16 protein-coding genes and 1 other RNA gene are annotated in these 12,755 nt (G+C 70.6%); 15 read left to right on the top strand and 2 right to left on the bottom strand.

What is annotated here, in order from left to right; translation table 11 throughout:
• Nucleotides 1–603 precede the first annotated feature (603 nt).
• The 6 genes from ftsE (at nucleotide 604) to ssrA (ending at nucleotide 6,948) form a co-directional block, all read left to right on the top strand.
• Entirely contained in the window at nucleotides 604–1,293 is a 690-nt protein-coding gene (ftsE, locus tag QSK22_RS02550) for a cell division ATP-binding protein FtsE (RefSeq protein WP_285492260.1), read from the top strand.
• A 171-nt stretch (nucleotides 1,294–1,464) separates the two neighbouring features.
• Nucleotides 1,465–2,370: a permease-like cell division protein FtsX gene (gene ftsX / locus QSK22_RS02545; protein ID WP_285492259.1), complete on the top strand. Its 906-nt coding sequence runs from the start codon at nucleotides 1,465–1,467 to the stop codon at nucleotides 2,368–2,370.
• A 103-nt stretch (nucleotides 2,371–2,473) separates the two neighbouring features.
• On the top strand, nucleotides 2,474–3,724 hold the full coding sequence (locus QSK22_RS02540; protein ID WP_285492258.1) for a S41 family peptidase: 1,251 nt from the start codon (nucleotides 2,474–2,476) through the stop codon (nucleotides 3,722–3,724).
• 4 nt (nucleotides 3,725–3,728) lie between these two features.
• Nucleotides 3,729–4,202: an SsrA-binding protein SmpB gene (smpB, locus tag QSK22_RS02535; RefSeq protein WP_285492257.1), complete on the top strand. Its 474-nt coding sequence runs from the start codon at nucleotides 3,729–3,731 to the stop codon at nucleotides 4,200–4,202.
• A 9-nt stretch (nucleotides 4,203–4,211) separates the two neighbouring features.
• Nucleotides 4,212–6,239 carry a penicillin-binding transpeptidase domain-containing protein gene (locus QSK22_RS02530; RefSeq protein ID WP_285492255.1) on the top strand — a complete coding sequence of 676 codons (2,028 nt, stop codon included), beginning with the start codon at nucleotides 4,212–4,214 and terminating at the stop codon, nucleotides 6,237–6,239.
• 335 nt (nucleotides 6,240–6,574) lie between these two features.
• Nucleotides 6,575–6,948, top strand: a transfer-messenger RNA (tmRNA) gene (gene ssrA, locus QSK22_RS02525).
• Nucleotides 6,949–7,018: 70 nt separating this feature from the next.
• Here ssrA and QSK22_RS02520 read toward each other — a convergent pair.
• Complete coding sequence (locus QSK22_RS02520; RefSeq protein WP_285492253.1) at nucleotides 7,019–8,122, bottom strand: tyrosine-type recombinase/integrase; 1,104 nt, start codon at nucleotides 8,120–8,122, stop codon at nucleotides 7,019–7,021.
• 107 nt (nucleotides 8,123–8,229) lie between these two features.
• Entirely contained in the window at nucleotides 8,230–8,718 is a 489-nt protein-coding gene (locus tag QSK22_RS02515; protein WP_285492252.1) for a hypothetical protein, read from the bottom strand.
• Between the two features lie 90 nt (nucleotides 8,719–8,808).
• Between QSK22_RS02515 and QSK22_RS02510 the strand changes: the two genes are divergently transcribed.
• From QSK22_RS02510 to QSK22_RS02470, 9 genes are all read left to right on the top strand, one after another.
• Nucleotides 8,809–9,012: a helix-turn-helix transcriptional regulator gene (locus tag QSK22_RS02510; protein ID WP_285492251.1), complete on the top strand. Its 204-nt coding sequence runs from the start codon at nucleotides 8,809–8,811 to the stop codon at nucleotides 9,010–9,012.
• Entirely contained in the window at nucleotides 9,009–9,404 is a 396-nt protein-coding gene (locus QSK22_RS02505) for a hypothetical protein (protein ID WP_285492250.1), read from the top strand. The genes QSK22_RS02510 and QSK22_RS02505 overlap by 4 nt, the downstream gene beginning before the upstream one ends.
• Nucleotides 9,401–10,036 carry a MarR family transcriptional regulator gene (locus tag QSK22_RS02500; RefSeq protein WP_285492249.1) on the top strand — a complete coding sequence of 212 codons (636 nt, stop codon included), beginning with the start codon at nucleotides 9,401–9,403 and terminating at the stop codon, nucleotides 10,034–10,036. Before QSK22_RS02505 ends, QSK22_RS02500 begins: the two co-directional genes overlap by 4 nt.
• Before the next feature lie 2 nt (nucleotides 10,037–10,038).
• Entirely contained in the window at nucleotides 10,039–10,164 is a 126-nt protein-coding gene (locus QSK22_RS02495; RefSeq protein WP_285492248.1) for a hypothetical protein, read from the top strand.
• Nucleotides 10,161–10,385, top strand: coding sequence for a hypothetical protein (locus tag QSK22_RS02490; RefSeq protein ID WP_285492247.1), 225 nt, complete (start codon nucleotides 10,161–10,163; stop codon nucleotides 10,383–10,385). Before QSK22_RS02495 ends, QSK22_RS02490 begins: the two co-directional genes overlap by 4 nt.
• Nucleotides 10,378–10,779: a hypothetical protein gene (locus QSK22_RS02485; RefSeq protein ID WP_285492246.1), complete on the top strand. Its 402-nt coding sequence runs from the start codon at nucleotides 10,378–10,380 to the stop codon at nucleotides 10,777–10,779. The genes QSK22_RS02490 and QSK22_RS02485 overlap by 8 nt, the downstream gene beginning before the upstream one ends.
• 87 nt (nucleotides 10,780–10,866) lie before the next feature.
• On the top strand, nucleotides 10,867–11,727 hold the full coding sequence (locus tag QSK22_RS02480) for a major capsid protein (protein WP_285492245.1): 861 nt from the start codon (nucleotides 10,867–10,869) through the stop codon (nucleotides 11,725–11,727).
• A gap of 116 nt (nucleotides 11,728–11,843) precedes the next feature.
• Nucleotides 11,844–12,227, top strand: coding sequence for a hypothetical protein (locus tag QSK22_RS02475; protein WP_285492244.1), 384 nt, complete (start codon nucleotides 11,844–11,846; stop codon nucleotides 12,225–12,227).
• On the top strand, nucleotides 12,217–12,663 hold the full coding sequence (locus tag QSK22_RS02470) for a hypothetical protein (RefSeq protein WP_285492243.1): 447 nt from the start codon (nucleotides 12,217–12,219) through the stop codon (nucleotides 12,661–12,663). The genes QSK22_RS02475 and QSK22_RS02470 overlap by 11 nt, the downstream gene beginning before the upstream one ends.
• Nucleotides 12,664–12,755: the final 92 nt, after the last annotated feature.

The following is a 12,755-nucleotide window of genomic DNA, read 5'->3' as shown; positions in this document are numbered from 1 at the left end:
TCCAGCGTGCGACCGTGGCTGGCCCCGAGTGCAGTGACGGGGGTCCTGGGGGGTCGTCCCTCTGGGAGTGTGGTGGAGAGGGCCGTGGAGCATGCTTCCGGCGTGCGTCCGTGGCTGTCTCCACGTGCGGTGGCGGTTGGGCTGCGGGCTGGTGGCCGGGGTGTGACGGACCCGACGGTTCGTGCTTCTGTCGGCCTGTCTCCGAACGCTGTGGCGGATGGGCCGCTGCTGCTCGCTACTGAAGGTCCAACGGGGGTTCCAGGGGGTCGCCCCCCTGGGAGAAAGACGAAGCGCGCCGGGGAGCATGCCTCCGGCATGCGACCATGGCTCGCCCCAAGCGGAGTATCATCTCGCCCCAGGCGGGTTGACGAACGGGCCGGAGGGCGGCACGCTCGACCGGCATCGGCCGGTGACCCGAGGGCGCGGAGTGCACGCTGCGGCTCCATGGCCCCGCCGGGTCGGTGGGCCGCGGGGGCCGGATGCCTCCGCTCACGAACCGCTACCGACAAACTACAGTCCGCTTCGTGCGGCGACAAGATGGAAGACGCGATTCCTCCCGTTCGTGACCGCGCGGGTCCCTCGCAGGAATGGTGCTGAACCGCCGTGATCCACTTCGATAACGTCACCAAGGTCTACAAGAGCCAGAACAGGCCCGCACTGCAGCATGTGAACGTCGCCATCGAGAAGGGGGAGTTCCTCTTCCTGGTGGGTCCCTCGGGTTCCGGCAAGTCGACCTTCCTGCGCCTCATCCTCAAGGAGGAGCGTCCCACCCAGGGGCACGTGCACGTGGCCGGCAAGGACCTCAACCGGCTCAGCAACTGGAAGGTGCCGCACCTGCGCCGCCGCATCGGCTGCGTGTTCCAGGACTTCCGGCTGCTGCCCAACAAGAACGTCTTCGAGAACGTGGCGTTCGCGCTGGAGGTCATCGGCAAGCCGCGGCGCTTCATCCAGAAGGTGGTGCCCGAGGTCGTCGACCTGGTCGGCCTGGAGGGCAAGGCGCACCGGATGCCGCACGAGCTGTCGGGCGGCGAGCAGCAGCGGGTGGCCATCGCCCGGGCGTTCGTGAACCGGCCGATGATCCTGCTGGCCGACGAGCCGACCGGGAACATCGACCCGGCCACCTCGATCGGCATCATGAAGGTGCTGGACCGTATCAACCGCACCGGCACCACCGTCGTCATGGCCACCCATGACGCCGCCATCGTGGACGCCTTCCGCAAGCGCGTCGTGGAGCTGGAGGACGGCCGGGTCGTCCGCGACCAGTCGCGGGGCGTGTACGGCCAGGCGTACTGACGGGTCGGCGCGGGGTGAACCTGGCGCGGGCCCCGGGCGTACCTTCCGTCGCGTGGAAGCGGCCCGCTTCCGACCGACGACACCGACCCACCCGGACCGACCGAAGAGACTGACAGAGCCTGACCGGACGCACGCTCCCGGCGGGGCACAGGCGATCAAGGACAGCGAGGCATGCGCGTACAGTTCGTTCTCCAGGAGATCTGGATCGGTCTCCGCCGGAACCTCACGATGACGGTCTCCCTGGTCATCACCGTCGCCATCGCCATGGCGCTCTTCGGTACCGGCCTTTTGGTGCGGGCGCAGGTCGAGTCGTCCAAGAGCTACTGGTACGACAAGATCGAGGTGTCGATCTTCCTGTGCGCCAAGACCAGCTCCAACCCGCAGTGCAACAAGCAGGACGCCACCGAGCAGCAGAAGCAGCAGATCAAGGCGGACCTGGAGAAGCTGCCGGAGGTCGCCAAGGTCGAGTACGAGAGCAAGGCGCAGGCCTGGCAGCGGTTCAAGGAGCGCTTCTCCACCACCCCGGGGTTCGTGCAGAGCACCCGCGAGGGTGACATTCCCGACTCGTTCCGAGTCCGGCTGAAGGACCCGGAGAAGCACCAGACGGTGGCGCAGGCCATGCTCGCCCGCCCCGGCGTCGACCAGGTGATCAACGAGAAGCAGATCCTGGACCGCTTCTTCCGCATCCTCGGCGGCCTGCAGTGGGCCGCGCTGGTGATCGCGCTGATCCAGGTGATCGCGGCGGTGCTGCTGGTGGGCAACACGGTGCGGCTGTCGGCGTTCAACCGCAGGCGGGAGACCGGCATCATGCGGCTGGTCGGCGCGTCCAACACCTACATCCAGATGCCGTTCATCCTGGAGGGCGCGATCGCCGGTCTGATCGGCGGGCTGTTCGCCGCGGGGCTGCTGGTGCTCAGCAAGTTCATGCTGGTCGACCGGGTGGCGAGCCAGATGCAGTTCGCCAGCAACCTCGGCTGGGGGACGGTGGTGGCCGTCACCATCGTGTCGATCTGCTTCGGCGTGCTGCTGTGCGCGATCGCCTCGTTCCTCACTCTGCGCCGCTACCTGAAGATCTGACGGTGCAGGCGGGGGCCGCGCCCCGGCCGGTCCCGCCGTCCGCCACGCCGCCCCACCGACCGTCGGAGCCTTCCGCCGGAGGCGCGATGCATAAACTGACCGCATGTTCCGGTTGACCGGTCGCGGGCTGCGCGTGTCGGCCGTCGTGGTCGCGGTGGTGTGCGCGTATGCCGCCGGAATGATCACCGGCGGCGGGCCCCCCGCCGAGCGGCGGGCGCGCGGATCGGCCGGGACGTCGCTGCTGGAGGAGGCGGCGACGCGGATCGGCCGGGCGGCGGCGCAGCCGGTCGACCGCGGCGCGCTGGACCGCGCGGCCATCGACGGCATGCTGCGCACCCTCGGCGACAAGTGGGCCCGCTACTACTCGGCCAGCGAGTTCGACGACTTCCAGGGACGCATGAACGGCCGTTACAGCGGTGTCGGACTCTGGCTGGGCACAGGCGGCGGGGGCGTGCGCAGCACGTCCGCGCCGGACGGGTCCGGCGACCGGCGCGTCCGGGTGGCCAGCGTCCAGCCCGGGTCGGCGGCCGAGCGGGCGGGCGTACGGGTCGGCGACGTGATCACCAAGGTGGGCGACGCCGACGTCGCCGGCTGGGACGCGGGCCGCGTCGCCGCGGCGCTGCGCGGCCGGCAGGGCACCGGCGTCGAGCTGAGCGTCGACCGCGACGGCGAGCAGCGGCGGTTCCACCTGGTGCGCAGCCCCGTCGCCGGAAGCGACGTCACCGTCGCCGACCTGGCCGACCGGGCCCGGATGATCCGCATCGGCGCGTTCACCCGCGGCGTGGGCCGCGCGGTGCGCGGCGCGCTGACCGGCGCGTCCGGCCGGCCCCGCGGCGGCGTGCTGCTGGACCTGCGCGGCAACCCCGGCGGGCTGCTGGACGAGGCGGTGGAGACGGCCTCGGCGTTCCTGCCCGGCGGGCCGGTGGTCACCTACGAGCGGCGCGGCGAGCGCGGCATGATCACCGAGCGGCGCGACGTCACCCGCCCCGGCGACGCCGAGATTCCGCTGGTCGTGCTGGTCGACGCCGGCACCGCCAGCGCCGCCGAGGTGGTCGCGGGGTCGCTGCGCGACCGCGACCGCGCGGTGATCGTAGGATCCCGTACTTACGGGAAAGGGTCGGTGCAGGAACCCATTCGGCTGGCCGACGGATCTGCGATCGAACTTACGGTCGGTCGCTACCGGACGCCCAGCGGCCGTAACCTCGACGGCGTGGGGATCGACCCGGACGTGGCGGTCTCCGCGGACCGTCCCCCCAAGGAGGCGGAGCGGCGCGCCCAGGAGGTGCTGCGCGGGCTGCTCGCCGCAATGCCCGAGCCGCGCTCGGGCGACGTGCTGGACAAGGACCGAGGCTGATCACGTGTCACGCGAGACAGGGCGCAAGCTCATCGCGCAGAACAAGCGCGCCCGCTACGACTACCACATCGACGACACGTGGGAGGCGGGCCTGGTGCTGATGGGCACGGAGGTTAAGGCGCTGCGCGCCGGCCGTGCCTCGCTCGCCGACGGCTACGCCCACGTCAAGAACGGGGAGGTGTGGCTGGAGAACGTGCACATCCCCGAGTACCTGCAGGGCACCTGGACCAACCACGCCCCCCGCCGCCCGCGCAAGCTGCTGCTGCACCGGCGCGAGATCGACAAGATCGCCGGCAAGGCGGAGGAGGCGGGCTGGACGCTGATCCCGCTGTCGCTGTACTTCAAGGACGGCAGGGCCAAGGTCGAGATCGGCCTGGCCCGTGGTAAGAAGACCTACGACAAGCGGCAGGCCATCGCCAAGCGCGAAGCCGACCGGGAGATGCGGCGGGCGGTCGCGGCACGGTTCAGGAGACGGTGAAGGGTGTCGATGAGCAGCCCGGGTCGGAGCAGTAGCGCGTCAGACGGGTTCGAACGGCACGGTGGCGGAGGCTGGGGCCGGCGGCGGCGTCCCGGCTCGTCCACGCCGCGCCGGGTGGTGTCGGTGGCGGGATGCGGCCTGCTGGTCGCGTCCGTGACGTCGGGCTGCTTCGCCGAGCCGTCCGCGATGCCGACCGTGCGGGACTTTTTGATCGCCTGGGAGGTCGGCAACTACAAGGCCGCGGCGCGCCTGACCACCGGCGCCGACAAGAATGCGGTGGCCACCCAGCTCGGCCAGCTGCGCCGCCAGCTGGACGCGGCGTCCCTGCGGCTCGGGCTCGGCCTGCCCACGCAGTCGGGCGGCACGCCCGCCAAGGCCATCACCAAGAACGGCGACAACGCGGTCGCCCGGTTCGCCGTGAAGATCGACCTGGGCGAGAACGGCCAGCCGTGGACCTACGAGAGCCGGATGCGGCTGCGCCGGGTGGACGGCGACTGGAAGGTCATCTGGGACCCGTCCATCATCCATCCGCGGCTGCGGGAGGGCATGCGGCTGGCCGTGCTGACCGAGGTGTCGCCGCGCGCGCCGATCTACGACTCCGACGACAAGCGCATGCTGCGCAACGTCAGGACCGACATCGTCGGCGTCTACCCCGGGCAGCTGCGCGACCCGGAGAAGACGCTGGAGCAGCTCACCAAGGTCACCAAGATCGACGGCGGCCGGAAGCTGGACACCGAGCGGCTGGTCGGCCGGGTCAACTCGGCGCCGCCGGAGCGGTTCCTGCCGCTGCTGACGCTGCGGCACCCGCTGGGGGTGGCGATCGCCCAGCGGATGCCGCAGAACTCCGGGCTGAGCGTCCAGACCATCTGGGCGCCGATCCAGTCCAGCGCCGCGCCCGAGCTGGTCGGCGAGCTCGGCCCCGCCACCGCCGACCGGCTGCAGCAGGTGGGCGCCCCTTACCAGCCGGGCGACACGATCGGCGTGAGCGGCATACAGCTGCTGCTGCAGCGGTGGCTGGCCGGCACCCCGACGGTCCGGGTGGTCGCGCAGGATCCGTCCGGCCGCAACGTCCAGGAGCTGCGTTCGTGGGTCGGGCAGGAGCCGCAGCCCGTCCGCACCACCTTGGACTCCAGGTATCAGAGGAGCGCGGACCAGACGCTGGCCAGGGTGCCCGCGGCGGCGTCCATGGTGGCCCTGCGCCCCAGCACGGGCGAGGTGCTGGCGGTGGCCAACAACAAGCTGGCCGGCGGCCGCAACCTGGCCATGGAGGGCCAGTACCCGCCCGGGCTGACGTTCGGGATCGTCTCGGCGGAGGCGCTGCTGCAGCGCGGCCTGACCAAGAACACCCAGACCGAGTGCCCGGCGACCGCCACCGTGGGCGGCCAGACGTTCAGCAACCCCGGCGGCCGGGCCGGCGGCAAGCGGAGCCTGCAGCTCAACTTCGCCTACTCCTGCGCCACCACCATCGCCCAGCTCAGCACCCGGCTGGACACCGCGACGCTGATGGCCGAGGCCAAGCGGTTCGGTCTGGGCAAGGACTGGGGCCTGACCGTGCTCGCGTTCACCGGGACGGTGCCGACGCCCCGCAACGACGCCGAGAAGGCCGCCGTCGCGATCGGGCAGGGCGGGGTGCGCGTCAGCCCCCTGGCCATGGCCTTGGTCGCGGGCGCCGTGGAGACGGGCAGTTGGCGGCCCCCGTACCTGCTGCGTTCCCCGCAGGACCCCTCGTCGCGGTACCCGGCCCAGGCGCTGCCGTCGGTGGCCACGTCCGACCTGAAGGACCTGGTCCGCCGGTCGGTGTACCAGGGCACCGCGCGGGACGCCGACGTGTCCAGCGGCGGCAAGGTGTCGGGCGTGTACGCGACGGCCACCTACACCGAGAACGGCAAGGAGAAGGTCGTGTCGTGGTTCGTGGGCTCCCGCGCCGACACGGCCGTGGCCATCGCGGTGGAGGGCCGCTACAACGCGGCCCAGCTGGCCTCGACGTTCTTCCGGGGCGGCATCCCGGCGACGTCGTCCACCGGGGCGGCCCGCTGACCGCCGCCGTTACGGCCTCTTGGACGCCCGTTGCGGCTTTGTTAGCTCTTTACCCGGGAGTCGCAACCATCCGCGGGCTTCTGGTCGTCTTAACAGGTGACTGAGACACCGCTTGGGGGGTTGCGGACTCAGTCGCCGTGATGAGACCAGAGCCTCGTCTCGGGGGAGGCTCTGCCGTCCGGACCGGCCCGACCCTGCCGGTCAGCCCCGGTGGGCGCGATACGTCGCCCACCGGGGCATCACCCTGTCTGCGGGGAATTCCCTTGGCACGAGGCGCGTTATCCTTGTACCGTCAGTCGACGGGGCGTCCGCCGTCCCGGTTGACAACTGAACATGGGGGTGACCGGTTTCGACTTCGGTCGGTCGAAGCAGGGGAAGCGGGCCGAGGGTTGCGGTCGTGACCTCGTAAATCCCAGTGACCGCAAACCAATAACTGCCAACCAGAAGCAGTCCGAGTTCGCCCTCGCCGCCTGAGCGAGGCCGAACTCTGTCGGCCCGGGAGCGTCTCCGACCCGGGATCCGGCATCATGAGGAGACTCAACCTGCGCACCCGGTCGCGGGGTGTGTAGGGACACCCAACAGCGACTGAGCCCGTCGGCGACTCGCCTGCGAGAGCGCCGGGGCTGAGAAAAGCGCCTAGCAGGCTGCGCCCGGAGAAGCCCTGCCTCATCACCGAAGGACGCGGGTTCGATTCCCGCCACCTCCACTGCCATGGAAGCCGCTGGTCAGACGCGTTCTGATCGGCGGCTTCTTTGCTGTGCGCCCACTTTAAGCCCACATTACGCCTCCCGGTTGCCGAGGATCTCGGCCGCCTGCGCGGCCGCCACGTTGCGCCCCATGTACACGTCCTGAGTCATGCTCGGCTTGGCGTGGCCGAGGTGATCGGCGATCGCCCGGGCGCTCAGGCCGGCCTCGTCGAGCCGGGTTGCGACCGTCCGCCGGAACGTGTGCGACGTGACCCACCCGAACCGCTCGCCGTCGATGCCCGTCAGCACCGCCTTGATGTCCCGGTTCGCGTTGCTCGGGTTCCGCACACCACCGAACAGACCAGGGAACAACAGGCCGACGTCCCCGGCCGGGCGCCGGACCTCCTCACCGCCCGCCGTGATGACGGTGATCTCCCGGTCGCCGTGCGGCCACGACATCGCCATCCGGCGGCGGCACAGCTCGACGACATGATCGGGCAAGGCGATCACCCGCCACCCGGCCGCCGTCTTGGGATGGAGCTGCAGCACCGTGCCCTTCCCCTTCAAGCGCGCGACCGTCGCGCACACCTCCACGACCCCGGCATCTAGGTCGACCACCTCGGCGCGCACGGCGAGCGCCTCACCGATCCGCATGCCCGTTCCGTCCAGGAAGGCCACCAGGTCCGCGACGTCCAGCTCTTGCGCGCGCTCATCCGCCGCGACCTTCGCCAGCATCGCGGCCTCATCCGCGCGCGTCAGCGCCTGCGGCCGGGAGCGACGTCCCGTCGAAATCTTCGCCGCGTCACGCACCGGGTTTGTCGGCATGGCGCCGTGCCGGACCGCCATCCCAAGCAGCAGCGACAGCACGCTCTTAACCGTCTTCGCCGCAGACGGGCCGTGGTTCTTGCGCACGGCCTTGATGAACCGGTCCACCTCCGGTACGCCGATCTCCCGCAGCAGCAGGCCACCGAGCGCCTTCAAGATGCGCGCGAGCGCACGCTCGTAGATCTCCCGAGTCTGGGGAGTCAGGGTGTCCGACTCCTCCACCTCGGCCAACCACAGTCGCGCCGCGTCGCGCAATCTCGTGTCCGCCGTGATCTCGCCGCCGGTCGGCGGCCCGCTCCGGTCGCGGATCGCCTCCTTCAACCTGCGTTCGGCCGCCGCTCGAGTGGGGCCGTATCGGGTGATCTCCCGCACCTCGCCGTCGTGATCTCGGTAGTTCACTCGAGCTCGAATGCGACGCGGCCCCAGCTTCTGAAAGCGGATCTTTCCAGCCGTGCCCACGGGCAGAGGAGGGCGCCCCATCAGTCCACCTCGGGCATGTCGTACAGCTCACGGCACCGCCGTAGCCAGCGGTTCGCGGTCGCGCGCGGAATGTCCCAAATGGCCATCACAGCGCGGCGCGGATCGCCCCACATCACGTAGTGAGCCCAATAGACGCCTGCCACGAGCTGCAGCTCGTCAGGCGTTGGCCGGCGGTCGGGCCGCCGGTCGACGGCCAGCCCCGCGCCGGGCGTGATCCGTGCCCGGGTAGCGTCCCGGACCACTTCGCCGAGCTGGAGGCCCGCGACATCGCGTGGCGTGACCTCGCGACCGTTCTTGCTTTCGATGATCAGCTTGTCGACGCGCGCCCGTCTCCCATCAAAGGTGACGTGCACGGTCATGGTGACCGGTCGTTCCGCGTAGTCGACGGTCGCTGTGAAGGCCGAGGGGAGCTTGTCTCCCAGAGGGCCGAACGAGATGTACCCGGCGCCCTGGTCAACGTCGCTCGTCACTGTCCAACGCTCATCCACGGTGGCGACGGTAGCCCGCTTGCGCTACCCCCGTCAACGGTGGTACTACTCGGGCCAACGGACCGACACCCCCATCAACGGAGGTCCCACATGCTCCGGAAGTACATGACCACAGCCGAGGTAGCAGACCACTACAGGCGCCCCGAGAGCACGATCCGCTACTGGCGGCACATCGGGTACGGGCCGCGCGGCATCAAGGTGCGCGGGAAGGTGCTCTACGACGTGGCCGAGGTCGAGAGATTCGACCAGGAGCTTCGGGAACAGGTCGACGACGGCAAGGGGGCCGCCCGATGACCCCTGACAAGCAGAACGCCCCCGGCGTGCGGACCGGGGGCGCACAAGACGAGCGGTCGGGTGGGCGCGTCGTCGTGCCCATGGTACGCCGCGGGCGCCGCAACATGCGCGCGACGTGGGAGTCGGCGCGGGTGAAGGCACACGAGCATGCGGCACAGCGCCGCAGGCGCGTCCTCGCCTACGCCGATCTCGCCGACCGGCTCACCGCCCCGCCCCTCTGCTACGCCCGTCCCGAACAGTGGAACGGCTACGTCCCGCCCAGCACCTGGGGTGCCGTTCAGAGCGGCGACAAGTCGTTTCGCGAGCTGCCCAATGACTCGCCGCGCCGCGCCGCCCTGGTCGAGCTGTGTGCCGAAGCGCTGCGCCGTGAACAGGAGACCGGGAACGCATGACGAGCCGGTGGGACGTCGAGCGCGCGGTGCTGGCGTCGGACCTTCCTCCGATGTCCAGGCTCCTGCTGTTGGTGCTGCTCGTCCATGCGGACGCCCGGACGCTCGACACTGGCAAGTACTCGCCGAGTTTGACCGGCCTCGCCCGCGCTACGGGGCTGGGCCGGTCGACGGTGGCCCGGGAGTTGAACCGACTTGAGGCCGAGGGATGGGTGATCCGGGCGCGTCCGGACGTCGACGACGCCCGGTCCAAGCGCGCTCGCACGACCTACCGCATCACTAATCCCACAGCGGGACTAGTCCCGGAGCGGGACCAGGCTAGTCCCACAGCGGGACCAGACCAGTCCCAGAGCGGGACTAGCGCTAGTCCCACAGCGGGACACAGATCAGATCTCTTCTCAGATCAAGATCAGATCTCTTCTCAGGTGATCGACAAGATCATCAGCGTTCTGAAAGAGACCCGCGGCCGGACCATCGACCGGAACCACGCCGCCGCCGTCGCCCGGCAGATCGGGCCGGGCCGAACGAACACCCTGGCCTACGTCGAGAAGGTCATCCGGGACCGGCCCGACGACTTCCTGCCCACTCCACAGCCGCCGCGGTTCACCGCGGCAAACGGATTCGAAACGGACTGATCATGACCGGCATCAAGGTGACCGACGAAACCGACTGCCTGCGGTTCATCGTCGCGCTGTGCGCCGCCCGCGACGACGAGCAACTCGTCAAGCGGGTCATCGAGACCGACGGCACGGAGACGCCGTGACCGTCCTCGGCACACGCTCCGACCCCTGCGAGCCCGACGAGGCACTGCTCGCCGTCCTGCGGGACCTCGGCCTGCCCGTCGACCAGGCGCACGGCGAACGGCTCGCCTTCACGGTCGCCGAGACCGACGCCGATGGCGCCCCGCTGGCCGTACGCGACGTGTCGTTCGCCGTGGTCACCAACTGTCCGCTACGATCAAAGGAGAGAGGCCGCGATGGCTGATCAGGAGAACAGCACCCAGACCGGCGCCGACCGGGAGGACGCGCCGCTCGGCGAGAACGGCATCAAGGCCCTGCAGCGTGAGCGCGAGGCTCGCAAGGCCGCCGAGAAGGAACTCGCCGAAGTGCGCGCCAAGATGGCCGAGATGCAGGCCGCCGCCCTGCGACGCGAAGTCGCCGCGGCCAAGGGCCTGACCGAGGCACAGGCCCGGTTCCTGACCGGTGAGACCCGGGAAGAGCTGGAGGCCGCCGCCGACGCCCTCACCGAGGCGTTCCGCCCCGCACCCTCCGGGCCGCCGAAACGGCGCCCCACCGAGGCGCTCAGAGGCGGCGCCGACCCCTACGGCACCAACGCCCCCAGCGCCGCCGACATCGCCGACCAGATCATGAGGCGCTGAACAGCGCGCGACGCGCCCCGGCCGGATTCCGCGACGGACCGGACGGAAACCACGAACCGTTCACCACAACCGTCAAGGAATCCGGCCATGGCTCTGCTCACCGCATCGTCCATCTCCAGTCTCGCCGTCGAGCTGCTCGCCCGGAGTGTCGTCCTGCCCGGCACCGTCGCCGCGATCCCCGGCACCGAGTTCGCGGGCGACAACGGCGACACCATCACCGTCAGGGTCCGGCAGCCTCGCACCGCCAAGACGCAGGCAACCCCCGGCGCCACCATCACCTACACGCCGCTCGACGAGACGGCGGTCAGCGTGACCGTCGAGCACCTGTACGACGCCACACGCGTCTCCGACGAGCAGCTCACCTTGGAGCTTGTCGACTTCGGCGCGCAGGTGCTCCAGCCCATGGCGGCCGCCGTCGCCGCCGGCGCTGAGGACCAGGTCGCCGGGGTGATGAACGCCCTGCCCACCGACGACGCGACCGTCACCGCGTCGACCGTGGAAGACGCCGTCCTCGCCGCGCGTGAGGCGCTCGGCAGCGCCAACGTCCCCACCGGCGACCGATACCTCGCCGTGTCCCCGCAGTTCGCTACGGTGCTGCTGCGCCTGGACAACCTGAGCGACGTCTCGGCGGCCGGAAGCCCGGGCGCCCTGCGCGACGCCACCATCGGCCGCTACAGGGGCTTCAACGTCGTCGAGTCCAACGCCCTCACCGCCGGGACGGCCGTCGCCTACCACCGATCCGGGATCGTATGGGGCAACCGCGCACCCGCCATCCCGGACGGCGCCGCCAGCGCCGCCGCGTCGGTCAGTCAGGGCATCGCACTTCGCACCGTGCGCGACTTCGACCCGTCCGTGCTCTCCGACGTCGTCGCCATTTCGACATTCGCGGGTGCCGCCCTGGTCGACGCCGACCGGGTCTTCAAGCTCGCGCTGACCGGCAGCTCCTGATGGGGTGGGGGGTGACCACCCTGGGCACCCCCTCCCCCGGGGCCGTTTTCGAAATCGTTTCGGCATAGCGCCTCTGACAGGGCGCGATGCTTGGCTCACGAAGGGAGACCGTTGCGATGGCGACTTCGCGGCCGCCGTCCGATCTCGGCGCGGCCGGTAGGGCGCTCTGGCGCAGGATCGGCGAGGCGCTGGCCGACATGCCGGACGGGCCGCTACAGCTCGACCCGTGGGAGGTTGAGCTGGTGGCCGAGGTCTGCCGCGCCGTCGACCGCATGGCCGCGTTGCGCGACCGCATGGCCGCCGCCGAGGAGGCCGGCGACGACGCGCGGTGGCTCAGGCTGGTGCAGGAGGAGCGGCAGCAGCGCGCCATCCTCGGCCGTGTGGTCGCTGCGAGTGGCCTGCCGACCGGCTTGGTGGGTGGGGACACTCCGGCCGGGCTGTCGCCGCGGTCTCGGCGGGCTCAGCGGGCCGCGCGGGCGAGGTGGGGCCGTGCGTCTTGAGCGTCGGCAGCGCGGCGGTCGGCACGAGGACCGGGCGCCCGCGCTGCTCGCCGCACTCGAGGCGCTCGATGCGGTGCCGGTCCGGTACGCCGGGACGGTGCGCGTCGGCAGCGGCGGGAACGGTGTCCGGGTGATGACTTGGGAGACGGTGGACGCGCTCGTCGTCGCGGTGTCCGAGGTTCGGCGGGTGCTGGCCACCCTGGACGAGTGCCGACAGGATCGCGGCCTGTTGTGCGAGGAGTGCGCGCTGCTGTGGTCGGTCTGGTGGCGCTGGCGGGGAGACGGCGCGCTCGACTACGGCATGGCGGGCTGGGAAGGCGAGAAGTACGCCGCGCTGGTCGCGTCGTCGCACTCGGACTGGCCGGACGCGTTCATCGCCGAGTGGCGGTGGTGGGCCGACCGCCTACCCCCGGGCATGGTGGCAGATCTGCCTTAGTCCGAGTAGACGGAGCGCATCTGGCCGATCACTCTCGGGTGAATCAATTAGTGCAGATCTGCACCAATTTCGTGCGGCCGCGCCCCCGGGAG

The organism is Actinomadura sp. NBRC 104425, from assembly GCF_030269545.1.
Taxonomy (GTDB): domain Bacteria; phylum Actinomycetota; class Actinomycetes; order Streptosporangiales; family Streptosporangiaceae; genus Spirillospora; species Spirillospora keratinilytica.
Note: the sequence above shows the minus strand (reverse complement) of the source record. Positions and strands in the feature narration are given on the sequence as shown.